This window comes from Burkholderia semiarida, from assembly GCF_029268935.1.
GTDB classification, from domain to species: domain Bacteria; phylum Pseudomonadota; class Gammaproteobacteria; order Burkholderiales; family Burkholderiaceae; genus Burkholderia; species Burkholderia semiarida.
On the sequence record NZ_JAHLCL010000007.1, the window covers coordinates 536,996 to 563,673 of the forward strand.

Below are 26,678 nucleotides of genomic sequence, written 5' to 3' on the forward strand. Positions count from 1 at the left end.
AAAAAACCGGCCCGCGGGCCGGTTTTTTCATGGGTGCGCAGCGAACGTCAGTTGCGGTTGCCGCCGAAGATGCCGAGCAGCGCGAGCAGGTTCGTGAACACGTTGTACAGGTCGAGGTAGATCGCGAGCGTGGCCGAGATGTAGTTCGTCTCGCCGCCGTTCACGACGCGCTGGACGTCGAACAGCATGTAGGCCGAGAAGATCGCGATCGCGAGCACCGACACGGTGAGCATCAGCGCCGGCAGTTGCAGGAAGATGTTCGCGACCGACGCCAGCAGGATCACGATCACGCCCATGAACAGCCACTTGCCGAGCCCCGAGAAGTCGCGCTTGCTGACGGTGGCGATCGTCGCCATCACGGCGAAGATGATGCCGGTGCCGCCGAACGCGAGCATGATCAGCGACGGGCCGTTCGAGAAGCCGAGGATGAAGCTCAGCAGCCGCGACAGCATCAGGCCCATGAAGAACGTGAAGCCGAGCAGCACGAACACGCCGGCCGCGCTGTTTTTCGTCCGCTCGATCGCGAACATGAAGCCGAACGCGATCGCGAAGAACGCGAGCAGGCTCATCATCGGGCTCGTGGCCGCGAACAGCGAGAAGCCCGTCGCGACGCCGACCCAGGCGCCCAGCACGGTCGGCACCATCGACAGCGCGAGCAGCCAGTACGTGTTCCGCAGCACGCGGTTGCGAACCTCGGCGGTGCTGACGGAACCGCCGCGGCCGAAATTGTACGGATAGTCGTTCATGGTTTCTCCTAACATTGAACGCGTGGGCGTCCGGGGCCGGTTCGGCGCGCGCGATGTGCGGCGCAGCAAACCGGGGCAGCTATGGCTAAGATACGTTCCGTGCCGCGAGGTTTCAATGGCTCGGCGGAACAAAACATATGGATTCTGAACCTTTCATTCGTGTAAGGGTTCAATCGCAATGATACACGGGATCGTGCTACAATAGCGGATTCATTTGAACCTGTAACTTCTTAATTTTTTGGAGTTTTTATGGCAATCGAGCGCACCCTGTCGATCATCAAGCCGGATGCGGTGGCAAAGAACGTGATCGGCCAGATCTACAGCCGTTTCGAAGGCGCCGGCCTGAAGATCGTCGCAGCGCGCATGGCACACCTGTCGCGTGCTGACGCAGAGAAGTTCTACGCAGTCCACGCGGCACGTCCGTTCTTCAAGGATCTCGTCGATTTCATGATCTCGGGCCCGGTGATGATCCAGGTTCTGGAAGGGGAAGGCGCGATCCTGAAGAACCGCGACCTGATGGGCGCGACGGATCCGAAGAAGGCGGAAAAGGGCACGATCCGGGCCGACTTCGCCGACAGCATCGACGCGAACGCCGTGCACGGCTCGGACGCTGCGGAAACGGCAGCGGTCGAAATCGCGTTCTTCTTCCCGGAAATGAACGTTTACTCGCGTTAAGCCCTGGCTGACAGCAAGTAGGCAGGATTCAGCGCACGCGGCAAGGCAGCACATCATGACGAGCGAAACTTCCGTCAATCTTCTCGACTTCGACGCCGAGGGTCTTGTCGCGTACTGCGGCAGCCTGGGCGAGAAGCCGTTCCGCGCCAAGCAGTTGCAGCGCTGGATCCACCAGTACAACGCCGGCGACTTCGACGGCATGACCGATCTCGCGAAGTCCCTGAGGGAAAAGCTCAAGGGCCGCGCGTCGATCGTGATGCCGGATATCGTCAGCGATCACGTTTCCACCGACGGTACACGCAAGTGGCTGATCGACGTCGGAAACGGCAATGCGGTCGAAACCGTGTTCATCCCGGAAGAGACGCGCGGCACGCTGTGCGTGTCGTCGCAGGCCGGATGCGCGGTGAACTGCCGCTTCTGTTCGACGGGCAAGCAGGGCTTCTCCCGCAACCTGTCGACAGCCGAAATCATCGGCCAGCTCCGGATGGCCGAATTTGCATTGCGAGCGTCGCTGGGCCGCGCGCCCGGCCCGAACGGCAAGGCCGAGCGGGTCGTCACCAACGTGGTGATGATGGGCATGGGCGAGCCGCTGCTGAATTACAGCGCGGTCGTGCCCGCGATGCGGCTGATGCTCGACGACAACGCGTACGGCCTGTCGCGCCGTCGCGTCACGCTGTCTACATCGGGCGTGGTGCCGATGATGGACCGCCTCGGCGCCGAGTTGCCGGTCGCGCTGGCCGTTTCGCTGCATGCGCCGAACGATGCGCTGCGCGACGAGCTGGTGCCGCTCAACAAGAAGTATCCGCTTCGCGAGCTGATGGCTGCGTGCCAGCGTTATCTGAAAGTCGCGCCGCGCGACTTCATCACGTTCGAATACTGCATGCTCGACGGTGTCAACGACACCGAAGCGCATGCGCGCGAACTGCTGGCCGTCACGCGCGACGTGCCGTGCAAGTTCAACCTGATCCCGTTCAATCCGTTTCCGGAATCTGGCCTGATCCGTTCGAAGCCAGAGCAGATCAAGCGTTTCGCGCAGGTCCTCATCGACGCGGGCGTCGTCACGACCGTGCGCAAGACCCGCGGCGACGACATCGACGCCGCGTGCGGGCAACTGGCCGGCGCGGTGAAGGACCGCACGCGCCTCGCGGAACGGACGGGCGCGGCAGGAAAGATCATCGAAGTTCGGGCAGTTTGACGGGGACGCCTAGTCGGGGACGCCCAGTCGGGGACGCCTAATCGGGGGCGCGTAGTCGGGGGCGCGTAGTCGGGGACGCCTGGTTCGGGGCACCTGCCCAGGGTGCCCGAACCGTTTGGCGGTGCAACACGCGAATAGCGATCGGTCGCGGCGCCTCGGCGCCGCGCAGGGTATGAACCGTTGCGGGTGCCGGCCGGCAGGAGCCGGCGGCACCCGCCAGTGAAGAAGAATCGACGCGAGGACAAGGATGAGTGAGCCGCAGCCGTCTAACGGCGCAGAGACGAATGCCGCGAAGCCGGCACCGGCGGGACTGGAATCGCTGGCGGAGGTCGGCAGCCGGCTGGCGCAGCTTCGGGAGACGAAGGGCTGGTCGGTCGACGACGTGTCGGCGCGACTCAAGGTCGCACCACAGAAACTCCGGGCGCTCGAGGCCGGCGACATCAGCCATTTGCCTGGCGTGACGTTCGCGCTCGGCGTCGTGCGCAGCTACGCGAAGATGCTCGGCGTCGATCCGGAACCGTTCGCGCAGGCGCTGCGCCGCGAGCGCGGGGTGCCGGAAGTCGACCTGTCGATGCCTGCGTCGTCGGGCACGGATCTGCCGCGCGGCCGCGTGTCGATTCCGCTGGGCGGTTCGTCGCGCCACCATCCCTGGCTGTGGGGAACGGGGATCGTCATCGTCGCGGTGGTCGCCGCACTGATGTGGCACACTGGCGGCGATTCGTCGAGCCTGCTCGCGCGCTTCAAGGGCGGCGACGCCGAACATGCGTCGGCCGCGAGCGCGGCGGCAGCGTCCTCCGCTGAAGAAGCGGCCCCGAACGGTGCGTCGGCGGCGGTGGCGAATGAGGTTCCGGCCCCGGCTGCCGCGTCGGCGGCCCCGGCGCAGGCGATTGCATCGGCTGTCCCGGCGCCCGCCGCCCCGGTCGCGACGGCTGCGGCATCGCAGCCCGTGGCGGCAACGGCGGCGGCAAGCACGGCCGCGCCGGCCCAGCCGGCGAGCGTCGTGGTCGCGGCGGGCCAGTCGATGGTCGAACTGAAGGTCAAGCAGGATTGCTGGTTCAGCGTGCGCGACAAGAATGGCAAGGAGCTGTTCTCGGCGCTGGTGCGCGCCGGCGAAACGAAGCAGGTCGCCGGTGACGGACCGTTCAAGGTCACGATCGGCAACAAGGCCGGCCTCGACGCGGTTGCGTTCGACGGAAAACCGGTCGATCCGGCAAAATATTCGGCAGCGCGGGGTAACGTGGCGCGGTTCACGCTGCCCTGACGTCAAGCGCCGTGGCGAAGGCCTGCCGTCGATATCGGCGGGCCGTGAGGGCACGGCGCTTTTTCAATTCATGCGCCGCGTCGCGGCGCATTCCGCGTAAATGGATCTATCGATGCAATCCGAAGCTCAATCCCCACGCAGCAGTCAGATTTGTTCAACCGAGCCGGTGTTCGGCGGGCATCAGCCGCGCCGCGTATCGCATGCGGTGGATGTCCGCTGGGGCGGGCAACTCGTGACGATCGGCGGCGACGCGCCGGTGCGCGTGCAGTCGATGACGAATACCGACACGGCCGACGCGATCGGCACGGCGATCCAGATCAAGGAACTCGCGAATGCGGGCTCCGAGCTGGTGCGCATCACGGTCAACACGCCCGAAGCCGCGGCCGCCGTGCCGGCGATTCGCGAGCAGCTCGACCGGATGGGCGTGACGGTGCCGCTCGTCGGCGATTTCCACTACAACGGCCACCTGCTGCTGCGCGACTACCCGGGCTGCGCGGAGTCGCTGTCGAAGTACCGGATCAACCCCGGTAACGTCGGCCAAGGCGCGAAGCGCGACACGCAGTTCGCGCAGATGATCGAGGCTGCGGCGAAGTACGACAAGCCGGTGCGGATCGGCGTGAACTGGGGCAGCCTCGACCAGGATCTGCTGGCGCGCATGATGGACGAGAACGCCGCGCGCGCGCAGCCGTGGGACGCGCAGAGCGTGATGTACGAGGCGCTGATCCAGTCGGCGATCGGCTCGGCCGAGCGTGCGGTGGAGCTTGGCCTGGGGCGCGACCGCATCGTGCTGTCGTGCAAGGTCAGCGGCGTGCAGGACCTGATCGCCGTGTACCGCGAACTCGGCCGCCGCTGCGGCTTCGCGCTGCACCTCGGGCTGACCGAGGCCGGCATGGGCTCGAAGGGCATCGTCGCGTCGACGGCGGCGCTCGGCGTGCTGCTGCAGGAAGGGATCGGCGACACGATCCGCATTTCGCTGACACCGGAGCCGGGCGCGTCGCGCACGGGCGAAGTGATCGTCGGCCAGGAAATCCTCCAGACGATGGGCCTGCGCTCGTTCGCGCCGATGGTGATCGCGTGCCCGGGCTGCGGCCGCACGACCAGCACGCTGTTCCAGGAACTCGCGATGCAGATCCAGACGTATCTGCGCGAGCAGATGCCGGTCTGGCGCAAGGAGTATCCGGGCGTCGAGAAGATGAACGTCGCGGTGATGGGCTGCATCGTCAACGGCCCGGGTGAATCGAAGCACGCGAACATCGGCATCAGCCTGCCGGGCTCGGGCGAGAACCCGGCCGCGCCGGTCTTCATCGACGGCGAAAAGGTCAAGACGCTGCGCGGCGAGCGGATCGCCGAGGAATTCCAGCAGATCGTCAGCGACTACGTCGCACGCAATTACGGCCGCACCGAGGCCCTGAACTAATTCGTCCACACACACGAACGATGACTGAACAGAAACGCAAGATCGAGAAGCTCACCGGCGTCAAAGGCATGAACGACATCCTTCCGCAGGATGCCGGCCTGTGGGAATTCTTCGAAGCTACCGTGAAATCGCTGCTGCGCGCGTACGGCTACCAGAACATCCGCACGCCGATCGTCGAACATACGCAGCTCTTCACGCGCGGCATCGGCGAAGTCACCGACATCGTCGAGAAGGAGATGTACAGCTTCACCGACGCGCTGAACGGCGAGAACCTGACGATGCGCCCGGAAAACACCGCGGCCGTCGTGCGTGCGTCGATCGAGCACAACATGCTGTACGACGGCCCGAAGCGCCTGTGGTACATCGGCCCGATGTTCCGTCACGAGCGTCCGCAGCGCGGCCGTTATCGCCAGTTTCACCAGGTCGGCGTCGAGGCGCTCGGCTTCGCGGGTCCCGATGCGGATGCCGAGATCATCATGATGTGCCAGCGCCTGTGGGACGACCTCGGCCTGACCGGCATCAAGCTCGAGATCAACTCGCTCGGCCTCGCCGAAGAGCGCGCCGCGCACCGCGTCGAACTGATCAAGTACCTCGAGCAGTTCGCCGACGTGCTCGACGAGGACGCGAAGCGCCGCCTGTACACGAACCCGCTGCGCGTGCTCGACACGAAGAATCCCGCGCTGCAGGAGATCGCGCAGAACGCGCCGAAGCTGATCGATTTCCTCGGCGACGAATCGCGCGCGCATTTCGAAGGGCTGCAGCGCCTGCTGCTCGCGAACAACATTCCGTTCAAGATCAATCCGCGTCTCGTGCGCGGCCTCGATTACTACAACCTGACCGTGTTCGAGTGGGTGACCGACAAGCTCGGCGCACAGGGCACGGTCGCGGCCGGCGGCCGCTACGATCCGCTGATCGAGCAGCTCGGCGGCAAGCCGACCGCCGCGTGCGGCTGGGCGATGGGGATAGAGCGCATCCTCGAGCTGCTGAAGGAAGAGGATCTCGCGCCCGAGCAGGAAGGCGTCGACGTATACGTCGTGCACCAGGGCGAAACCGCGCGCGAACAGGCGTTCATCGCGGCCGAACGCCTGCGCGACACGGGCCTCGACGTGATCTTCCACTGCAGCGCCGACGGCGCGCCGGCGAGCTTCAAGTCGCAGATGAAGCGGGCCGATGCAAGCGGCGCCGCGTTCGCGGTGATCTTCGGCGAAGAAGAGGTCGCGAACGGCACGGTGGGCGTGAAAGCGCTGCGCGGCGCGGGCGCGGAAGGGGAAAAGAACGTTCAGCAGACCGTACCGGTCGAAAGCTTGACCGAATTCCTAATCAATGCGATGGTTGCATCCGCCGAAGACGGCGACGACTGATCGCGCTGGCATCCGCTCGACAAGAAAAGCTGAACAGGAAGGAATCGCTCGCCGATGAGTTATCACGACGAACAAGAATCGATTGAAAGTCTCAAGGCGTGGTGGGCCCGCTGGGGCAACCTCACCACGTGGATCGTGCTCGCGGCGCTCGTCGTCGCGGCCGGTTTCAACGGCTGGAACTACTGGCAGCGCCGTCAGGCCGCCGAGGCATCCGGGCTGTACGAACAGGTTCAGAAGGCGGCCGCCGCGAACGACAAGGCGACGATGGCCCGCGCGGCTGCCGACATGGAAGACAAGTTCGGCAGCACGCCGTATGCGCAGATGACGGCGCTCGCGGCCGCGAAGACGCTGTACGCGGCCGGCGATGCGGCAGGCGCGAAGGCGCAGCTGCAATGGGCCGCCGAGCACGCCAAGGACGAAGAGTACAAGCAGATCGCGAAGCTGCGGCTCGCGTCGCTGCTGCTCGACGAGAAGGCGTACGATGCGGGCCTCGCGCTGCTGTCGGGTACGCCGGTCGATGCGTTCAAGGGCCTCGTGGCCGATCGCCGCGGCGATCTGCTGGCCGCGCAAGGCAAGACCGACGATGCGCGCGCGGCTTACAAGCTTGCGCTCGACGGCCTGTCGAAGGACGACCAGTCGGCACGCCAGCTCGTGCAGTTCAAGCTGGACGCGCTCGGCGGCTGAATCCCGGCCCCCTCAACCTCTTAACTCTGCTTCGCTAACCGATGAATTTGCTGAAACGTTACGCTGTGCCCGTTGCCTGCGCGGCGGCTGTCCTCGCTTTGGCGGCTTGCTCGTCGTCGAAGGACGCGCGCCGCGTGCCGACGCCGCTCACCGAGTTCAAGCCCGTCATGGACGTGCAACAGGTCTGGAAGGCGAGCGTCGGCAAGGGCGGACGCTACCTGTTCTCGCCGGTGGCCGTGGGCGACGCCGTCTATGCGGCGGGCGAAAACGGTTCGGTCGAGAAGATCGATGCGAAGACGGGCCAGACGCTGTGGCGCTCGAAGGTCGGTTCGGACCTGTCGGCCGGCGTCGGCAGCGACGGCAACCTGACGGCGGTCGGTGCGCTGAAGGGCGGCGTGTTCGTGCTCGGCCCGGACGGCAAGCAATTGTGGAAGACCAGCGTGCAGGGCGAGATCTTCTCGCCGCCGCTCGTCGGTAACGGCCTCGTGGTCGTCCGCACGATCGACGGCCAGGTGATCGCGTTCAACGCGCAGACGGGCGAGCAGAAGTGGAACTACCGCAACCGTGCGGTGCCGCTGAACCTGCGCGTGTCGGCCGGCATGACGTTCGCGGGCGACGCGGCCGTGCTCGCGGGCTTCCCGGGCGGCGGTCTCGTCGCGATCAACCTGCAGACGGGCGAGCCGTTCTGGCAGACCCCCGTGTCGTTCCCGAAGGGCGTGACCGAGGTCGAGCGCATCAACGACGTCAGCGGCCCGCCGACGCTCGTGGGCGCGGAAACCTGCGCGGTGACGTTCCAGGGTCAGCTCGGCTGCTTCGATGCGAACTCGGGCCGTCCGCTGTGGGAAAAACCGTTCTCGAGCCGCAGCGGCCTCGCGCAGGACGATTCGGTGGTCGCCGGCGGCGACGACTGGTCGGTCGTCACCGCGTACGACGCGGCCACGGGCAACCAGCTGTGGCGCAACGACAAGCTGAAGAGCCGTGACGTCGGCGTGCCGTACCTGCTCGGGCACGCGGTCGTGATGGGCGATTACAAGGGCTTCGTGCATTTCCTGTCGCGCGAAGACGGCAGCTTCATCGCGCGAATGAAGACTGACGGCAGCGCGATTACGGCGGCGCCGGTTCTCGCCGGCAATACGCTCGTCGTGCAGACGAAGGACGGCGGCCTGTACGGGTTCCGTCCGCGCTGACACGCGGGAAACAGGCGGGGCCGCGGTGCGGCGGGCCGGTCCCGCGCGCCGCGGCCCCGCGACTTGAAGGCGGCCGGCGTTCCCGGCCGCTCGGTATTTGAAAGGCAGTTCGAGACGAAAGACGACGGCGCGCGACGCGCGCCCGGCGCGCGCATCCGGCGCGGCGCGAATTCGTGATATTTTCATTCAGCGCAGCCGCCCGCAGCAGCGGGCCTCCCGCTGCTGCGCTTCACCGTAGAAAACACAGATGAAACCGGTCATTGCCCTCGTTGGGCGCCCCAATGTGGGGAAATCCACGCTGTTCAACCGGCTCACGCGCTCGCGCGATGCGCTGGTCGCCGACTTGCCGGGCTTGACGCGCGATCGCCATTACGGCGAAGGGCGCGTCGGCGAACGGCCCTACCTGGTCGTCGATACGGGCGGCTTCGAACCCGTCGCGAAGGACGGCATCCTGCACGAAATGGCGCGCCAGACGCGGCAGGCCGTCGAGGAAGCCGATGTCGTCGTGTTCATCGTCGACGGCCGCAACGGGCTCGCGCCGCAGGACAAGTCGATCGCCGACTACCTGCGCAAGACCGGCCGGCCGATCTTCCTCGTCGTCAACAAGGCCGAGGGGATGAAGTACACGGCGGTCGCCTCCGAGTTCTACGAGCTGGGGCTCGGCGATCCGCGCGCGATCTCGGCCGCGCACGGCGACGGCGTGACCGACATGATCAACGAGGCGCTCGAAGTCGCGTACGCGGGCCAGCCCGAGGAAGCGGACGAGGATGATCCGTCGCGCGGCATCAAGATCGCGATCGTCGGCCGTCCGAACGTCGGCAAGTCGACGCTCGTCAACGCGCTGATCGGCGAGGACCGCGTGATCGCGTTCGACATGCCGGGCACGACGCGCGATTCGATCTACGTCGACTTCGAGCGTAACGGCAAGAAATACACGCTGATCGACACGGCCGGCCTGCGCCGCCGCGGCAAGGTGTTCGAGGCGATCGAGAAGTTCTCGGTCGTGAAGACGCTGCAGTCGATCTCCGACGCGAACGTCGTCATTCTTCTGCTGGATGCGCAGCAGGACATTTCCGACCAGGACGCGCACATCGCCGGCTTCGTCGTCGAGCAGGGCCGCGCGCTCGTGATCGGCGTCAACAAGTGGGACGGCCTCGACGACCACGCGCGCGACCGCGCGAAAGCGGATTTGACCCGCAAGCTGAAATTCCTCGACTTCGCGAAATCGCACTTCATTTCGGCCGCGAAGAAGACGGGTATCGGCGCGCTGATGCGCTCGGTCGACGACGCCTACGCGGCGGCCATGGCGAAACTGCCGACGCCGAAGCTCACGCGCGCGCTGATCGAGGCCGTCGAATTCCAGCAGCCGCGCCGTCGCGGCCCGGTGCGTCCGAAGTTGCGCTACGCGCACCAGGGCGGCCAGAATCCGCCGATCATCGTGATTCACGGCAACGCGCTCGACGCGGTGACGGAAACCTACAAGCGCTACCTCGAAAACCGGTTCCGCGAAACTTTCTCGCTGACCGGGACTCCATTGCGCATAGAGTTCCGTTCGTCGAACAATCCGTACGCGGACAAGGGCTGACGCATGGCCCGCCACGGCTAGGCCGGAAGGCCTATGCACCGGGCGGGGCAGGCAAAATCAGCTATAGTGTAGCGATTGGCGCCGGATCTCTTTTTCTTCGCCGCCAATCCAGATCAACCTGCAAAAAAAGATGGAGTACGCCATGAGCAACAAAGGGCAATTGTTACAAGACCCGTTTTTGAACGCACTGCGCAAAGAGCACGTTCCCGTTTCGATCTACCTCGTCAACGGCATCAAGCTTCAAGGGAACATTGAATCGTTCGACCAGTACGTCGTGTTGCTCCGTAATACGGTGACCCAGATGGTTTACAAGCACGCCATCTCGACGGTCGTGCCGGCGCGCCCGGTGAATTTCCACCCGGACGCGGAAGCCTCGTCCTAACCTATCGCAGCGGCCGGCATCCGGTCGCCGCGAGCGACCGATGCCAGCCGCCTTATCTTGACACCCGATAATTTGATCAACGCAGCGCTCGTCGGCATCGATCTCGGCAAGACCGATTTCGAAGCCAGTCTCGAAGAACTCAGTCTTCTCGCCTCCAGCGCGGGAGCCCGTCCCGCCGTCACCCTCACGGGGCGTCGCGCCAGTCCCGATGCCAAGATGTTCATCGGCAGCGGCAAAGCCGAAGAGCTGCGGCTCGCCTGCGACGCGCACAACGTCGAAATCGTCATCTTCAACCACGCATTGGCGCCGGCCCAGCAACGCAATCTGGAGCAGGCGCTTAACAGGCGCGTGGTCGATCGCACGAGCCTCATCCTCGACATCTTCGCGCAGCGCGCCCGCAGCCACGAAGGCAAGCTGCAGGTCGAGCTCGCGCAGCTTCAATACCTGTCGACCCGGCTCATTCGCGCGTGGACCCACCTCGAACGGCAAAAGGGCGGTATCGGCCTGCGCGGCCCCGGTGAAACCCAGCTCGAAACCGACCGCCGGCTGATCGGCGAACGCATCAAGATGCTGAAGTCGCGGCTCGACCGGCTGCGCCGCCAGCACAGCACGCAGCGCCGGCAGCGCGCGCGCAGCGGCACGATGTCGGTGTCGCTCGTCGGCTATACGAACGCGGGCAAGTCGACGCTGTTCAATGCGCTGACGAAAGCGCAGGCCTACGCGGCCGACCAGCTGTTCGCGACGCTCGATACGACGTCGCGGCGCGTGTACCTCGGCGACGAGGTCGGGCAGATCGTCGTGTCCGATACGGTCGGGTTCATCCGCGAGCTGCCTCACCAGCTCGTCGCGGCGTTCCGCGCGACCCTCGAGGAAACGATCCATGCGGATCTGCTGCTGCACGTGGTCGATGCGTCGAGCGCGGTCCGGCTCGAGCAGATCGAGCAGGTCAACGGCGTGCTGCACGAGATCGGTGCGGACACGGTCCGGCAGGTCCTGGTGTTCAACAAGATCGACGCCGTGCCCGAGCTGGCGGCCCGCGGCGACGCGGTCGAGCGGGACGAATATGGTAATATTTCGCGCGTCTTTTTGAGCGCGCGCACCGGTCAGGGTCTTGATACGTTGCGTGCCGCCATCGCCGAAATCGCCTCCGCGGAACACCTTTCCAGCGCGACGTTGTCCGACGCGCTCGATGGCACGTCCGCTGAACCGCACGAAGACCACACGATTTCCGAACACGGGCGCTAACCGGCCCCGGCCGGTTCGCCGGCTTCCAATCTGGTGAACAAACTCTGGTGAACGAATACAACGAGCGGAGTACCTGGCGGCGGATGCGCGCCTTGTTGTCGATCAACGATCCCCGCTGGGGACGCGGCGAAGGCAATGGCAAGGACGGATCCCGCCCCCGCGCGAACGAATCGAAGCGTCCGCAAGGCGGCGACGGCGACGGTCCGCCCGATCTCGACGAGATGTGGCGCAACTTCAACCGACGCCTGAGCGGCCTGTTCGGCGGCAAGGGCGGTAACGGCTTGCGTCCCGACAACGGCCGGGCCGCACGGGTGGGCGTCGGCATCGTGATCGGCGTGCTGGTCGCGGTGTATGCGGGCAGCGGGCTGTTCGTCGTGCAGGAAGGCCAGACGGGCGTCGTGCTGCAGCTCGGCAAGCTGTCGGGCACGGTCGGCTAGGGCGTGCACTGGCGCGCGCCGTATCCGTTCGCGTCGCACGAGATCGTGGACACGTCGCAGGTCCGCTCGATCGAGATCGGCCGCAATAACGTCGTGCGCCTCGCGAACGTGAAGGAGGCCGCGATGCTGACGCGCGATGCCGACATCGTCGACGTGCGCTTCATCGTCCAGTACCGGATCCGTTCCGCCACCGATTACCTGTTCCGCAGCGTCGATCCCGAACGCAGCGTGTCGCAGGCCGCGCAGGCCGCGGTGCGCGCGATCGTCGGCACGCGCAGTGCGGCCGACATGCTGAATCAGGATCGCGATGCGCTGCGCGAGCAGCTTTCCACCGCGATCCAGCGTGATCTCGACCGCTACCAGTCGGGACTCGAGGTGACGGCCGTCACGATGCAGAGCGTCGCGGCGCCCGACCAGACCCAGGCCGCGTACGCCGAAGTGGCGAAGGCGCGCGACGAGCGCGAGGCCGCGAAGCGCGCCGCGCAGGCCTACGCGAGCGACCTGCTGCCGAAGGCGCAGGGCGATGCGGCGAAGCTCGTCGACGAAGCGAAGGCGTATGCCGATCGCGTGGTCACGCAAGCCGAAGGCGATGCGGACCGCTTCAAGCAAGTCTACGCGCAGTACTCGAAGGCGCCCGCGGTCATCCGCGAGCGGATGTATCTCGAGACGATGCAGGAAATCTATTCGAACGCGACGAAGGTGTTCGTCGGCAACAAGGGCGGCAACAGCATCGTGTATCTGCCGCTCGACAAGCTCGTCGAGCAGGGGCGGCAAAACGCCGCGGCGTCGACCGGCGCGTCCGGGCCCGATGCGGCGTCGGCCCCGGCTGCCACGACGCCGGCGGCAGCCGCGCCGGCACCGGCGAGCGCCGCACCGGCCGCCACCGCCTCGGGCGTCGACGTGCTGCGATCGCGCGAAGCGTTTCGCAGCCGGTCGCGTGAAGACGATACGAAGTAACGGGGAGCGCAGAACATGAACCGAATCATTGCGCTCGTCGTCGCAATCGTGATCGTCGCCTTCGCGGCATCGTCGACGGTCCTCACCGTCGATCCGCGCCATGCGGCCGTGCTGTCGGGCCGCGACGGTACGCAACCGGAGCTCGCGGGCCCCGGCGTCCACTTCAAGCTGCCGCCGCCGCTGCAGACGGCCACGCTGATCGACACGCGCGTGCAGTCGCTCGAGTCGTCCGATCCGCTGCAGCTGGCAACCGAAGACAAGCACGACCTGCTGGTCGCGTATGCGGCGAAGTACCGGATCGGCGATCCGATGAAGTATTTCACCGCGACGGGCGGCGACCCGGCGGCGGCCGCCGACCGGCTGGCCGGCGTGCTGAAGGGCGCGCTCGGCGACGCATTCGGCAAGCGCGCGCTCGACGATGCGCTCGGCGGCCAGCGCGCGATCGCCGAGGCCGCGCGCGATGCGGCGAAGGCGCAAGCGTCCGGTTTCGGCGTCGACGTGGTCGATGTTCAGCTCACGCGTGTCGACTTGCCGGCCGCGCAGGCGGACGCCGTCTATCAACGGATGATCGGCGCGTTGCGCGATCAGGCGGCCCAGGTGCGTGCGCAAGGCGCGGCCGACGTCGAGCAGATCAAGGCCGACGCCGAACGCGAGCAGCAGGCCGTGCTCGCGAACGCGTACAAGTCCGCGCAGACGATCAAGGGCGAGGGCGACGCGAAGGCCGCGACGATCGCCGCCGACGCGTTCGGCCGCGATCCGCAGTTCTATCAGTTCTACGCGAGCCTGCAGGCCTACCGGAATACGTTCAAGCGCAACGACATCATCGTCGTCGATCCCGACAGCGAGTTCTTCCGCTTCATGCGCAGCCCGACGGGCGGCGCCGCACCGGCGGCGCCCGCTCCCCGCAAACATTGACCTTGGGGCGCCGCGTCGAGCGGCGCCGTCGCTCGCATGGACCTGGCTGGCTCGTTGTTGCTCGCGGTAGCGCTGATGCTGATCATCGAGGGGGCGTTCCCTTTCGTGTTTCCCGTCGCCTGGCGCGACACGTTTCGTAGAATAGCTGAGCGGCCGCCGCATCATATCCGGATCGGCGGGCTGATCGTGATGGTGCTCGGGCTCGTGCTGCTGCTGCTCGCGACCTGACCGGCGCTCCGATCCGGACGGCGCATCCGCCGTTCGTTCCGCCCGATTTCGAAGTTCCGATTCAACTCGCGGCGCGCGTGTCGCGCGCCGTTTCCCGTCGTAGGACCGTACCGATGTCGACCTGGTTACTTCCCGAGAATATCGCCGACGTGCTGCCGTCGGAAGCGCGCAAGATCGAGGAGCTGCGCCGCAGGCTGCTCGATCGCTTCCGTTCGTACGGCTACGAAATGGTGATGCCGCCGCTGCTCGAGTATCTCGAGTCGCTGCTGACGAGCGGCGGCGCCGATCTGCGCCTGCGAACCTTCAAGCTGGTCGACCAGCTGTCGGGCCGTACGCTCGGCCTGCGCGCGGACATCACGCCGCAGGTCGCGCGGATCGACGCGCACCTGTTGAACCGGCAGGGCGTGACGCGCCTCTGCTACGCGGGCCACGTGATGCATACGCGTCCGCGCGGCCTGCACGCGACGCGCGAGCAGATCCAGATCGGCGCCGAAATCTACGGGCACGCCGGGCTGGAAGCCGATCTCGAGATCCAGCAACTGATGCTCGATGCGCTGCATCTCGCGGGCCTGTCGCGCATCCGTCTCGACCTCGGTCACGCGGGCGTGCTCGCGGCGCTGCTGGCGCGCGACGCGCAGGCCGCCGAGCGCGGCGAGTCGCTGTACGACGCGCTGTCGGGCAAGGACGTGCCGCTGCTGAACGAACTCACCGACGATCTCGGCGCCGATACGCGTGCCGCGCTGCGCGCGCTGCCGAACCTCTACGGTGACGCGAGCGTGCTCGCCGAGGCGCGTACGCGCCTGCCGGTGCTGCCTGAAATCACGCGGGCGCTCGACGATCTCGCGCAGCTTGCGTCTCAGGCGAAGGGCGTCGAAGTCGCGATCGATCTCGCCGACCTGCGCGGCTACGCGTACCACAGTGGCGCGATGTTCAGCGCCTACATTGACGGCGTGCCGAACGCGATTGCGCGCGGCGGCCGTTACGACCACGTGGGGCAGGCCTATGGCCGGGCGCGTCCGGCAACCGGCTTCTCGCTCGACCTGCGCGAGCTCGCGCGGATTTCGCCGGTCGAGGCGCGCGGCACCGCGATCCTTGCGCCATGGGCGCAGGACGACGCGCTGGGCGCGGCTGTCGCAGCGCTGCGCGATGCGGGCGAGGTCGTGATCCAGGCGCTCCCGGGCCACGACCACGTGCTCGACGAATTCGCGTGCGATCGCTCGCTCGTGGAGCGCAACGGCGCATGGGTGGTCGAACCCCGATAAACAGGCGTTCGCGGGTCGCGCTTCGGCGTGCATATCGTTGAAGCGAAACGGAAAAATTCGGAATCGCCCGCGAACATAGGTAGAATACGTTTTTAACCAGCTAACGAATCAACATGTCTGCCAGCGCAGTGAACGTGACTCCCGGGCGCAATGTCGTCGTCGTGGGAACGCAATGGGGTGATGAAGGCAAGGGCAAGATCGTCGACTGGCTGACGGACCACGCTCAGGGCGTCGTGCGTTTCCAGGGCGGTCACAACGCCGGCCACACCCTCATCATCGGCGGCAAGAAAACGATCTTGCGCCTCATTCCGTCGGGCATCATGCGTGAAGGCGTCGCCTGCTACATCGGCAACGGCGTCGTCCTGTCCCCCGAAGCACTGTTCAAGGAAATCGGCGAGCTCGAAGAAGCCGGCGTGAACGTGCGCGACCGTCTGTTCATCTCCGAAGCCACGACGCTGATCCTGCCGTATCACATCGCGATCGACCAGGCGCGCGAAGCGCGCAAGGGCGCGGGCAAGATCGGCACGACGGGCCGCGGCATCGGGCCCGCGTACGAAGACAAGGTCGGCCGTCGCGCGCTGCGCGTGCAGGACCTGTTCGACGCGAAGACCTTCGCCGATCGCCTGCGCGAAAACCTCGATTTCCACAATTTCGTGCTGACCCAGTATTTGGGCGGTGCGGCCGTCGACTTCCAGGCCACGCTCGACACGATGCTCGGCTATGCCGACCGCCTGAAGCCGATGGTGGCCGACGTGTCGCGCCGCCTGTACGACGCGAACAACGCGGGCCAGAACCTGCTGTTCGAAGGCGCGCAAGGCACGCTGCTCGACATCGACCACGGCACCTATCCGTTCGTCACGTCGAGCAACTGCGTCGCGGGCGCGGCATCGGCCGGCGCCGGCGTCGGTCCGCAGAAGCTGAACTACATCCTCGGCATCACGAAGGCGTACTGTACGCGCGTCGGCTCGGGCCCGTTCCCGAGCGAACTGTACGATGCGGACAATCCGCAGCGTCAGGACCAGGTCGGCGTCACGCTCGCGAACGTCGGCAAGGAATTCGGCTCGGTCACCGGCCGTCCGCGCCGCACCGGCTGGCTAGACGCAGCGGCGCTGCGCCGCTCGATCCAGATCAACGGCGTGTCGGGCCTGTGCATGACGAAGCTCGACGTGCTCGACGGTCTCGATGAAGTCAAGCTGTGCGTCGGCTACCAGGTCGACGGCAAGGACGTGGACATTCTGCCGCGTGGCGCGGTCGACGTCGCGCGCTGCGAACCGGTGTACGAAACGTTCGCCGGCTGGAAGGAAAGCACCGTCGGCATCAAGACGTGGGACGCGCTGCCGGCCAACGCGCAGGCTTACCTGAGCCGCGTCCAGGAAGTGGCTGGCGTGCCGGTCGACATGGTGTCGACGGGCCCGGACCGCGACGAAACGATCCTGCTCCGCCATCCGTTCAAGGTGTAATTCCCAAGATGACGCAGCAAATCACGATGACGGCGGCAGACTTGATGACCGATCCGCGCAACGACGACAAGAACCTGTGGGTAGGCTGGGACGAGTATCACCGTCTGATCGAGCTGCTCGCGCTCCAGGTGCATGCGTCGGGCTGGAAGTTCGACCAGATCCTGTGCCTCGCGCGCGGCGGCCTGCGCGTCGGCGACCAGCTGTCGCGCATCTATGACGTGCCGCTCGCGATCCTCGCGACGAGCTCGTACCGGGAAGCGGCCGGCACCCAGCAGGGCGAGCTCGACATCGCGCAGTACATCACGATGACGCGCGGCCATCTCGCGGGCAACGTGCTGCTGGTCGACGATCTCGTCGATTCGGGCGTCACGCTCGCGCGCGTGCAGGAGCACCTGAAGGAGCGCTATCCGGCGGTCACGGCCGTGCGTTCGGCCGTGCTCTGGTACAAGGGTTGCTCGAAGGTCAAGCCCGACTATCACACGCAGTTCCTGCCGACGAATCCGTGGATTCATCAGCCGTTCGAGGAGTGGGACACGGTTCGTCCGCACAACCTCGAGGCGTGGATCAAGCGCGGTCGCGCGCAGCGCGACGGTTCGGGCGCGTAAGCGGCCGGCCGATCGAAGGAAAGCCTGGTACGGCGCCGCTTGCGGCGCCGTTTTTATTGGTGCGCGCGTTGCGCCGCGCGGCCCGTCTTGCGCACCCCGATAGGCAGGCGGCGCGGTCCCGGCTATGATGGCAGCCCTGCCACAGGTGGCGCCGGATTGCATGCGCGGCGTGGATCACGTGGTTCCACGGCAACACGGCAGGGCGGCGTTTCACGGGGGCGCGAGTAGAATAGCGCTCGTTTTGTCCGACCCGGACCCGATTATTACGCTTCATATGAACGACACGACTCACGCGACCGACGCCGCACACGCGCCGCATTCGACGCAACAACATTCGATGCGGGCGCTAGCGATAGCAGCCATCGGCGTCGTGTTCGGCGACATCGGCACCAGCCCGCTGTATTCGCTCAAGGAGGCGTTCAGCCCCGCACACGGGATTCCGCTGACCGAAGGATCGATTCTCGGCGTGATCTCGCTGCTGTTCTGGGCCATCGTGCTGGTGGTCGGCGTCAAATACCTGCTGTTCGTGATGCGCGCCGACAACAACGGCGAAGGCGGCGTGCTCGCGCTGATGGCGCTGTCGCTGCGGCCGCTCGATTCCAAAACCCGTGTCGCGGGCGCGCTGATGGCACTCGGGATATTCGGCGCGTGCATGTTCTACGGGGACGCGGTGATCACGCCGGCGATCTCCGTGATGTCGGCCGTCGAAGGTCTCGAGATCGCGACGCCGCACCTGTCCCATCTCGTGCTGCCGATCACGATCGTGATCCTGATCGCGCTGTTCTGGATCCAGCGGCACGGCACCGCGCTGGTCGGCAAGCTGTTCGGCCCGATCATGGTGCTGTGGTTCGTCGTGATCGCGGCGCTCGGCGTGTACCACATCGTTCGCGTGCCGGGCATCATCGCGGCAATCAATCCGTATTACGCGGCGTCGTTCATGGCCGACCACCTGCTGCAGGCCTACGTCGTGCTCGGCTCGGTCGTGCTGGTGCTGACCGGCGCGGAAGCGCTCTATGCGGACATGGGCCACTTCGGTGCCAAGCCGATCCGCTACGCCGCGTACGGGCTCGTGATGCCGTCGCTCGTGCTGAACTATTTCGGCCAGGGCGCGCTGCTGATCCAGAATCCGAAAGCGATCGAGAATCCGTTCTTCCTGCTGGCGCCCGAATGGGGGCTGCTGCCGCTCGTCGTGCTGTCGACGGTCGCGACCGTGATCGCGTCGCAGGCCGTGATCTCGGGCGCGTATTCGCTGACGTCGCAGGCGATCCAGCTCGGTTACGTGCCGCGCATGAAGGTGCTGCATACGTCCGAGCTCGCGATCGGTCAGATCTACGTGCCGGTCGTGAACTGGCTGCTGCTGTTCGTGATCCTCTGTATCGTCGTCGGTTTCAAGAGTTCGGACAATCTCGCGGCTGCGTACGGTATCGCGGTGACGGCGACGATGGTGATCACGACCGTGCTCGCGTGCGTCGTGATGGTGAAGGTGTGGAACTGGAACCGGCTGCTGGTGGGCGCGATCATCGCCGTGTTCCTCGCGATCGACCTCGGCTTTTTCGGCGCGAACCTGCTGAAGGTCGCGCAGGGCGGCTGGCTGCCGCTCGGCATCGGCGCGCTGCTGTTCTTCCTGCTGATGACCTGGTACAAGGGGCGCCACATCGTCAAGGAGCGCACGGCGGCCGACGGTATTCCGCTGGAGCCGTTCCTGCAGGGGCTGCTCGCGCATCCGCCGCATCGGGTGTCGGGCACCGCGATCTACCTGACCGGCAACGACAAGCTCGTGCCCGTCAGCCTGCTGCACAACCTGAAGCACAACAAGGTGCTGCACGAGCGAACCATTTTCCTGACGTTCGTCACGCGCGATTTTCCTTACGTGCGCGACGACAAGCGCCTGAGCTCACGCGATGCCGGCGGCGGGCTGTACATCGTCAAGGCCGAGTACGGCTTCAACGAGACGCCGGACGTGAAGGCCGTGCTCGAGGAATTCGGCCGCTCGCACGACATGACGTTCGAGTTGATGGATACGTCGTTCTTCCTCGCGCGCGAAACGGTCGTGCCGACGCATCTGCCGGGGATGTCGATCTGGCGCGAGCGCGTGTTCGCGTGGATGCATCAGAACGCCGCGAAGCCGACCGACTTCTTTTCGATTCCGGCTAACCGCGTCGTCGAGCTCGGCACGAAGATCGAGATCTGACCGGTGCGGTGGGGCCGCGCATGCGGCCCATGCCGGCCAGGCTGCGCGTTTCGCCGAAGCAATAAAAAACCCGCCGGAAGGCGGGTTTTTTATTGCTTCGGGCGCCTTCGCGCGCTCAGCGCTTGAGCTTCGCGAATGCTGCGGCCATCGCGCCTGCCGGTTCCGGCTCGCGGGAACGCTGCGGGCGGGCGGCACCGCGCCCCGCGTTGCCGCGATCCTGGCCGCCGCGCGACGACATGCCGGGCGCTGCCGCGTCGTCGTCGAGGCGCATCGTCAGCGCAATGCGCTGGCGTTTCACGTCGACGTCGAGCACCTTCACCTTGACGACCTGGCCGGCCTTCACGACTTCGTGCGGGTCCTTGATGAACTTCGTCGACATCGCCGACACGTGCACGAGGCCGTCCTGGTGCACGCCGATATCCACGAACGCGCCGAACGCGGCGACGTTCGTCACGACGCCTTCGAGCGTCATGCCCGGCACGAGATCCGATACCTTCTCGACGCCTTCGCGGAACGTGGCCGTCTTGAATTCCGGACGCGGATCGCGACCCGGCTTTTCCAGTTCGGCCAGGATGTCGCGCACGGTCGGCAGGCCGAAACGTTCGTCAACAAATTCCATCGGAGACAGGCCCGACAGCGCTTCGCGGTTGCCGAGCACGTCGTCGATGCGCTTGTTGATCTTCGCGAGCATCCGTTCGACGACCGGATATGCTTCCGGGTGCACCGACGAGCGGTCGAGCGGATTCTCGCCGCCGTTGATGCGCAGGAAGCCGGCGGCTTGCTCGAAGGTCTTGTCGCCCAGGCGCGGCACCTTGCGCAGGTGCTCGCGCGACGGGAACGGGCCGTTCGCATCGCGGTAGTCGACGATGTTGCGCGCGAGCGTCGCGTTCAGGCCCGACACGCGGGCGAGCAGCGGGACGGACGCCGTGTTCGCGTCGACGCCGACCGCGTTCACGCAATCCTCGACGACCGCGTCGAGCGAGCGGGCGAGTTCGCGCTGGTTCACGTCGTGCTGGTACTGGCCGACGCCGATCGCCTTCGGCTCGATCTTCACGAGCTCGGCGAGCGGGTCCTGCAGGCGGCGGGCGATCGACACGGCGCCGCGCAGCGACACGTCGAGCTCCGGGAATTCCTTCGCGGCGAGCTCGGACGCCGAGTAGACCGACGCGCCGGCTTCCGACACGACGATCTTCTGCAACCGCAGTTCGGGGTGCTTCGCGATCAATTCGCTCGCGAGCTTGTCGGTTTCACGGGACGCGGTGCCGTTGCCGATGCTGATCAGTTCGGCCTGCGTCTGCGCGGCGATGCGCGCGAGTTTCGCGATCGAGCCGTCCCAGTCGCGGCGCGGTTCGTGCGGGTAGATCGTGTCGGTCGCGAGCAGCTTGCCGGTGCGGTCGACCACGGCGACCTTCACGCCCGTGCGCAGGCCGGGGTCGAGACCGATCACCGCCTTCGGGCCGGCCGGCGCGGCCAGCAGCAGGTCGTTGAGGTTGCGGGCGAACACGCGGATCGCCTCGGTTTCGGCCGTTTCGCGCAACTGCGTGAGCAGTTCGTTTTCGATGTGCGGCTGCACCTTCACGCGCCAGCACCAGCGGCAGACGTCGGACAGCCATTTGTCGGCCGGGCGATTCCGGTTCGCGATCCCGAAATGGCGCGCGATCATCGCTTCGCCGGGGTGCGGCACCTGCGCGTCGAGCTCCTCGCCGAGGCCGAGCTTGATCGTCAGCACGCCGGCGTTGCGGCCGCGAAACAGCGCGAGCGCGCGGTGCGACGGCACGGTCTTGATCGTTTCCGCGTAGTCGTAATAGTCGCGGAATTTCTCGCCTTCCTCGTTTTCCTTGCCCTCGACGACGGCCGACGACACCACGCCCTGGTTGTGCAGGTAGTCGCGCAGCTTGCCGAGCAGCTCCGCCGTCTCGCCGAACTGTTCGGACAGGATGTCGCGCGCGCCGTCGAGCGCGGCCTTCACGTCGGCGACGCCCTTGTCGGCGTCGACGTACGCGGCCGCCTCCGCCTGCGGGTCGAGCAGCGGGTTCGCGAGCAGCGCGTGCGCGAGCGGCTCGAGGCCGGCTTCGCGGGCGATCTGCGCGCGCGTGCGGCGCTTCGGCTTGTACGGCAGATAAAGGTCTTCGAGCACCTGCTTGCTGTCGGCCGCGTCGATCGCGGCGCGCAGTTCGTCGGTCAGCTTGCCCTGTTCGTCGATGCTCGACAGGATCGCGGCGCGGCGATCCTCGAGCTCGCGCAGGTACAGGAGGCGTTCCTCGAGCTGGCGCAGCTGCGTGTCGTCCAGGTTGCCGGTCACTTCCTTGCGGTACCGGGCAATGAACGGAACGGTCGAGCCTTCGTCGAGGAGTTGCACGGCCGCCGCGACCTGGCGCGGCTGGACGGACAGTTCGGTGGCGATGCGCTGTACGATCTTGAGTGCTACGGTTTCCGTCATGTCGTGGATGGTCTGTCTGCCTGCTGGAATCGCGGCGCGGGCCGGCAGGCCCGCAGCGGCGGACTGCACGGCGGGCCCGCCGGGGCAAGGCCGCGGGTGAATGGAGCGGGGCATTTTGCCATAAATGGCGGAGCGTCCAGCCGGGGGTGATAGAATTTGACACATGTCCCGCAGCTTTCCTACGACGTTGCCAACTTCCCGTATTTCTCTCGTCGCGCTCGGCGCAGCGCTCGCCGCGGCTTTGTCTGCCGGGTCTTCCGGCGCATTCGCGCAGGCCTCGGACGCCGCCGCGTCCGCGCCCGTTGCCGCCTCCGCCGCCCCGGATTTCGACGCCCGTCAAAAAGTGCTCAATCAGCGCTCCGCGGAAAACGATTATCGTTATGCGGTGGCGGAGCACGATTGCTACAGCAAATTCTTCGTCAATCACTGTCTCGGCAAGGCGCGCGACCGGATGCGCGAGGAGCGGGCGAGCATCCGCCAGGAGCAGCTCGCGCTCAACGACGAGCAGCGCGCGGTGCGGGCGCAGCAGCGCGACCAGCAGCAGGCGCTGAAGCAGGCGCAGAACGCGGCGGAAGCGCCGCAGCGGGCGGCGAACGACGCGGCGAACGCGGCTGCATTCCGCGACAAGCAGGAGCAGAATGCACTGAAGCAGGCGCAGCGCGGCGCGGAAGGGCCGCAACGCGCGGCGAGCAAGCAGGCATACGACCAGAAGCAGGCGGATTTCCAGCGCAAGCTCGACCAGGCGCACCAGCAGGCGGCGCAGAAGGCGCAGGAGCGGGCGGACAACGCCGCGCGCTACGAGCAGAAGCAGAAGGAAGCCGCGCAGCACAAGGCCGATGTCGAGCGGCGTCAGCAGGAAGCGGCCGAGAAGGCCAGGCAGCAGCAACAGCAGGGGCAGTAACGTGTTGAATTGATCGGGATCAGTCTCGGGCGCGTCGGCACGCCAGTCGTCGCGCTGCTTCGATGAGGAGGCAACTATGCAAAACCGTCACACGGAACAGCAGCAGGAATTGCACAACCGTTTGGCTGCATTGCAGGAGCAGCACCAGCAGCTCGCTCGGGAGATCGAGCTGAAGGAAGGACACTCCGACATCGACGACATCACGCTGCACCGCCTGAAGAAGGAAAAGCTGGCGGCCAAGGACAAAATCATTTTGCTGCAATCGCAGCTCGAACCGGATAAGCGCGCCTGAGCGCGGCCTGGCAAGCGCCGGCGCCGCCCGGGCGCTGGACACAGGAACGCTTGCCTTGAATTCACCGCTTGAAGCCACCCCCGATGCCCGGCGTGACACGACGTCCGCCGGGCGCGCTCGTGCGCCCGAAGGCACTTTCGAGCTGAGCCGCAAGCGCGTCGACGAACTCGACACGATCTTCGGCGAAGGCGGATTGCTGGCGCGTGCGCTCGACGGTTACCGGCCGCGTACGTCGCAGATCGAGATGGCGCGGGCGGTCGCGTCCGCGATGGAGGCATCCGCACGCCGGATGCCGGAGCCCGAGATCTTCGAAACCCGCAAGCGGCCGGCGCGCCGCCTGGGCGAGGCCGACAAGACGGCCGCGCCGACCGCGGACGACGCCGCGGCCGCAGAATCCGACCACGACGCAGGCGACAACACGCTGATCGTCGAGGCCGGCACGGGTACCGGCAAGACCTACGCGTATCTGGTGCCCGCGATGCTGTGGGGCGGCAAGGTGATCGTGTCGACCGGCACGAAGCACCTGCAGGACCAATTGTTCCTGCGCGACATCCCGACCGTGCGCAACGCGCTCGCGGTGCCGGTGTCGGTCGCGATGCTCAAGGGCCGCGCCAACTACCTGTGCCACTACTACCTGCAACGCACGGCCGACAACGGCCGGCTGCCGTCGCGGCAGGACACGGCCTATCTGCAGGAAATCGTCCGCTTCGCGAAAATCACGAAGAGCGGCGACAAGGCCGAACTCGCGAGCGTGCCCGAAAACGCGCCCGTGTGGTCGATGGTCACGTCGACGCGCGACAACTGCCTCGGCCAGGAATGCCCGCACTACAAGGAATGCTTCGTGATGCAGGCGCGGCGCGAGGCCCAGCAGGCCGACATCGTCGTCGTCAACCATCACCTGTTCTTCGCGGACATCATGCTGCGCGACACGGGGATGGCCGAACTGCTGCCGAACGCGAACACGATCATCTTCGACGAAGCGCACCAGTTGCCGGAGACGGCGACGCTGTTCTTCGGCGAGACGCTGTCGACGACACAGATTCTCGAGCTCGCGCGCGACACCGTGGCCGAAGGCCTGAGCCATGCGCGCGACGCGGTCGAGTGGGTGAAGCTCGGCGGTGATCTCGAGCGCGCGGCGCGCGACTTGCGCCTCGCGTTCGCGAACGACCAGATCGTGCGCATGTCGCTCGCGCAACTGGGCGACGATCACCCGATGTTCGGTGCGCTCGACGCGCTCGACGTCGCGCTCGATGCGCTCGCATCGGCGCTCGCGAGCCAGGCCGAGCGCGCGGAATCGCTCGGTGCGTGCCTGCGCCGCGCCCGCGAGCTGCAGGACCTGCTGGCCGGCTGGGTCGCGCCCGGCGCGGCGGAAGCGGCCGCGCAGGCCGATGCGGCAGCCGCCGGCGACAACGCGGCATCCGAAGGCGATCCGAACGAGAAGGTGCGCTGGGTCGAGGTGTTCGCGCATACCGTGCAACTGCACGAAACGCCGCTGTCGGTCGCGCCGATTTTCGCGAAGCAGCGTGCGGGCGTGCCGCGTGCATGGGTGTTCACGTCGGCCACGCTGTCGGTGCGCGGCGATTTCACGCACTACGCGGCGCAGATGGGCCTGAGCTCGCGCCGTTCGATGACGCTCGCCAGCCCGTTCGATTACCAGTCGCAGGGGCTGCTGTACGTGCCGCGCAACCTGCCGCAGCCGTCTTCGCCCGCGTTCACCGATGCCGTGTTCGATGCCGCGTTGCCGGCGATCGAGGCGTCCGGCGGCGGCGTGTTCATGCTGTGCACGACGCTGCGCGCGGTCGACCGGATCGCATCGAAGCTGCGGGACGTGATCGAATCGCGCGGCTGGAACACGCCGCTGCTCGTGCAGGGCGACGCAAGCCGCACGGAGCTGCTCGACCGCTTTCGCGCCTACGGCAATGCGATCCTGGTCGGCAGCCAGAGTTTCTGGGAAGGCGTGGACGTGCGCGGCGATGCGTTGTCGCTGGTCGTGATCGACAAGCTGCCGTTCGCGCCGCCGGACGATCCGGTGCTGGCCGCGCGGCTCGATGCGTTGACGAAGAAGGGGCTGAGCCCGTTTGCGGTGCATCAATTGCCGCAGGCCGTGATCACGCTGAAGCAGGGCGCGGGCCGGCTGATTCGTGCCGAGACGGATCGCGGCGTGCTGATGATCTGCGATACGCGGCTCGTCGACAAGCCGTACGGGCGCCGGATCTGGCAGAGCCTGCCGCCGTTCAAGCGCACGCGCGAGATCGCGGTCGTCCAGGATTTCTTCGACGAGCACCGCTCGGACAAGCGCGCGTGACCGCATGCGCGGCGCTGGCCGCGCGAACGCGCCGGCGCTGCCTGCATGCGGCGCCAATAAAAAACCCGGCTCGTTGGCCGGGTTTTTTGTGTGCGCGCCGGGGTGTTACGTCGCGCCGTGCTTCAGAACTGCCACCACGACTTCTTCGTACCGGGGCGCGAATGGCCCGTCACGTACGGGCTGTCGGGGAACGTGCCCGCAAGCACGCGCTTGGTGTCTTCGGCGAGTTCCGGCTGGTTCAGCTTGCCGTACGACAGGATCATGATGTGCAGCGCATCCTCGATCGCCGGCGCACCCTTGTAGTCCTTGATCGCGAGCTGCGCGCGATTGATGGCTGCGACATACGCGCCGCGGCGGTAGTAGTAGTCGGCCGCATGCACTTCGTGCGACGCGAGCGCGTTGACGATGTAGCGCATCCGCGCGGCCGCGTCGGGCGCGTACTTGCTCTTCGGGAAGCGGTCGACGACCACCTTGAACGCATCGTACGATTCGCGCAGCGCCTGCGGATCGCGCTCGCTCATGTCCTGGCCGGAGAAGCGCCCGAACAGGCCGAGATCGTCGTTGAAGTGGATCATCCCCTTCAGGTAGTACGCGTACGGGATATCCGGGTGATCGGGGTGGAGCTGGATGAAGCGATCGACGGCCTGGTCGGCCGCTGCCGCTTCGTTGTCCTTCCAGTTGCAGTATGCAACGTTGATCTGCGCCTGCTGCGCGAAATGGCCGAACGGATCGCGGCCCTGCAGCGATTCGAAATATTTCGCGCACTTGCCCCAGTCGCCGCCGGACAGTGCGTCCTGGGCCTCTGAGTATAATTTGTTGTTCGACCAGGTAGCCGTCTCGTCCTGCTTCTGCGGCAAGCCGTGGCAGCCGGCGATGAGGGCCGCGGCCGCTACCGCCGCAGCCCGGGCGGCGACGGTTCTGGCCGTGCGTTTGGTCGAATTCATCAT

General features: G+C 66.4%; 22 protein-coding genes and 1 pseudogene. 20 read left to right on the forward strand and 3 right to left on the reverse strand.

The annotated features are described in order from the left end of the window. Positions 1 to 47 precede the first annotated feature (47 nt). Positions 48 to 746 (reverse strand): Bax inhibitor-1/YccA family protein, encoded by a 699-nt coding sequence (locus KPB06_RS15515; RefSeq protein WP_059585309.1) that lies wholly within the window; start codon positions 744 to 746, stop codon positions 48 to 50. 249 nt (positions 747 to 995) lie between these two features. Between KPB06_RS15515 and ndk the strand changes: the two genes are divergently transcribed. The 17 genes and pseudogenes from ndk to KPB06_RS15600 all read left to right on the forward strand — a co-directional run bounded on the left by ndk (position 996) and on the right by KPB06_RS15600 (position 19,793). Beyond that, positions 996 to 1,421: a nucleoside-diphosphate kinase gene (gene ndk, locus KPB06_RS15520; protein ID WP_040144283.1), complete on the forward strand. Its 426-nt coding sequence runs from the start codon at positions 996 to 998 to the stop codon at positions 1,419 to 1,421. Positions 1,422 to 1,476: 55 nt separating this feature from the next. Further along, entirely contained in the window at positions 1,477 to 2,616 is a 1,140-nt protein-coding gene (gene rlmN, locus KPB06_RS15525; RefSeq protein WP_027812035.1) for a dual-specificity RNA methyltransferase RlmN, read from the forward strand. Positions 2,617 to 2,863: 247 nt separating this feature from the next. Next, a complete protein-coding gene (locus tag KPB06_RS15530) occupies positions 2,864 to 3,877 on the forward strand; it encodes a helix-turn-helix domain-containing protein (protein ID WP_059585310.1) in 1,014 nt (337 codons plus the stop codon). Between the two features lie 112 nt (positions 3,878 to 3,989). Continuing rightward, positions 3,990 to 5,294, forward strand: coding sequence for a flavodoxin-dependent (E)-4-hydroxy-3-methylbut-2-enyl-diphosphate synthase (gene ispG / locus KPB06_RS15535; RefSeq protein ID WP_059585331.1), 1,305 nt, complete (start codon positions 3,990 to 3,992; stop codon positions 5,292 to 5,294). 20 nt (positions 5,295 to 5,314) lie between these two features. Then, entirely contained in the window at positions 5,315 to 6,655 is a 1,341-nt protein-coding gene (gene hisS / locus KPB06_RS15540; protein WP_034207440.1) for a histidine--tRNA ligase, read from the forward strand. A 54-nt stretch (positions 6,656 to 6,709) separates the two neighbouring features. Continuing rightward, entirely contained in the window at positions 6,710 to 7,339 is a 630-nt protein-coding gene (locus KPB06_RS15545; protein ID WP_059585311.1) for a tetratricopeptide repeat protein, read from the forward strand. Positions 7,340 to 7,380: 41 nt separating this feature from the next. Beyond that, the gene (bamB, locus tag KPB06_RS15550) at positions 7,381 to 8,526 is read left to right on the forward strand and encodes an outer membrane protein assembly factor BamB (protein WP_006483316.1); all 1,146 of its coding nucleotides are present in this window, start codon (positions 7,381 to 7,383) and stop codon (positions 8,524 to 8,526) included. A 247-nt stretch (positions 8,527 to 8,773) separates the two neighbouring features. After that, positions 8,774 to 10,111, forward strand: coding sequence for a ribosome biogenesis GTPase Der (gene der, locus KPB06_RS15555; RefSeq protein WP_059585312.1), 1,338 nt, complete (start codon positions 8,774 to 8,776; stop codon positions 10,109 to 10,111). A gap of 142 nt (positions 10,112 to 10,253) precedes the next feature. After that, the gene (gene hfq, locus KPB06_RS15560; RefSeq protein WP_006399927.1) at positions 10,254 to 10,493 is read left to right on the forward strand and encodes an RNA chaperone Hfq; all 240 of its coding nucleotides are present in this window, start codon (positions 10,254 to 10,256) and stop codon (positions 10,491 to 10,493) included. Between the two features lie 72 nt (positions 10,494 to 10,565). Next, complete coding sequence (gene hflX / locus KPB06_RS15565) at positions 10,566 to 11,738, forward strand: GTPase HflX (protein ID WP_181035394.1); 1,173 nt, start codon at positions 10,566 to 10,568, stop codon at positions 11,736 to 11,738. A gap of 47 nt (positions 11,739 to 11,785) precedes the next feature. Continuing rightward, a pseudogene (gene hflK / locus KPB06_RS15570) lies at positions 11,786 to 13,132 on the forward strand (FtsH protease activity modulator HflK). Between the two features lie 15 nt (positions 13,133 to 13,147). After that, the gene (gene hflC / locus KPB06_RS15575; RefSeq protein WP_059585315.1) at positions 13,148 to 14,047 is read left to right on the forward strand and encodes a protease modulator HflC; all 900 of its coding nucleotides are present in this window, start codon (positions 13,148 to 13,150) and stop codon (positions 14,045 to 14,047) included. Between the two features lie 36 nt (positions 14,048 to 14,083). Continuing rightward, positions 14,084 to 14,275: a DUF2065 domain-containing protein gene (locus KPB06_RS15580; RefSeq protein ID WP_006478685.1), complete on the forward strand. Its 192-nt coding sequence runs from the start codon at positions 14,084 to 14,086 to the stop codon at positions 14,273 to 14,275. A 113-nt stretch (positions 14,276 to 14,388) separates the two neighbouring features. Continuing rightward, on the forward strand, positions 14,389 to 15,537 hold the full coding sequence (locus KPB06_RS15585; protein WP_006496416.1) for an ATP phosphoribosyltransferase regulatory subunit: 1,149 nt from the start codon (positions 14,389 to 14,391) through the stop codon (positions 15,535 to 15,537). A 113-nt stretch (positions 15,538 to 15,650) separates the two neighbouring features. Beyond that, positions 15,651 to 16,997 (forward strand): adenylosuccinate synthase, encoded by a 1,347-nt coding sequence (locus KPB06_RS15590; RefSeq protein ID WP_059585316.1) that lies wholly within the window; start codon positions 15,651 to 15,653, stop codon positions 16,995 to 16,997. Between the two features lie 8 nt (positions 16,998 to 17,005). Beyond that, on the forward strand, positions 17,006 to 17,602 hold the full coding sequence (locus tag KPB06_RS15595) for a phosphoribosyltransferase (protein ID WP_059585317.1): 597 nt from the start codon (positions 17,006 to 17,008) through the stop codon (positions 17,600 to 17,602). Positions 17,603 to 17,876: 274 nt separating this feature from the next. Next, positions 17,877 to 19,793, forward strand: coding sequence for a potassium transporter Kup (locus KPB06_RS15600; protein WP_059585318.1), 1,917 nt, complete (start codon positions 17,877 to 17,879; stop codon positions 19,791 to 19,793). A gap of 115 nt (positions 19,794 to 19,908) precedes the next feature. Here the strand turns inward: KPB06_RS15600 and KPB06_RS15605 are convergent, their stop codons facing one another. Beyond that, a complete protein-coding gene (locus KPB06_RS15605; protein ID WP_104012117.1) occupies positions 19,909 to 22,233 on the reverse strand; it encodes a Tex family protein in 2,325 nt (774 codons plus the stop codon). A 163-nt stretch (positions 22,234 to 22,396) separates the two neighbouring features. Between KPB06_RS15605 and KPB06_RS15610 the strand changes: the two genes are divergently transcribed. From KPB06_RS15610 to KPB06_RS15620, 3 genes are all read left to right on the forward strand, one after another. Further along, positions 22,397 to 23,134 (forward strand): hypothetical protein, encoded by a 738-nt coding sequence (locus tag KPB06_RS15610; protein WP_104012118.1) that lies wholly within the window; start codon positions 22,397 to 22,399, stop codon positions 23,132 to 23,134. A gap of 76 nt (positions 23,135 to 23,210) precedes the next feature. Then, on the forward strand, positions 23,211 to 23,426 hold the full coding sequence (locus tag KPB06_RS15615) for an HP1242/YdcH family protein (RefSeq protein ID WP_006478692.1): 216 nt from the start codon (positions 23,211 to 23,213) through the stop codon (positions 23,424 to 23,426). Positions 23,427 to 23,481: 55 nt separating this feature from the next. Further along, on the forward strand, positions 23,482 to 25,731 hold the full coding sequence (locus tag KPB06_RS15620) for a DNA repair helicase YoaA (protein ID WP_059585321.1): 2,250 nt from the start codon (positions 23,482 to 23,484) through the stop codon (positions 25,729 to 25,731). A 122-nt stretch (positions 25,732 to 25,853) separates the two neighbouring features. Here the strand turns inward: KPB06_RS15620 and KPB06_RS15625 are convergent, their stop codons facing one another. Beyond that, on the reverse strand, positions 25,854 to 26,678 hold the full coding sequence (locus KPB06_RS15625; protein WP_046545840.1) for an outer membrane protein assembly factor BamD: 825 nt from the start codon (positions 26,676 to 26,678) through the stop codon (positions 25,854 to 25,856).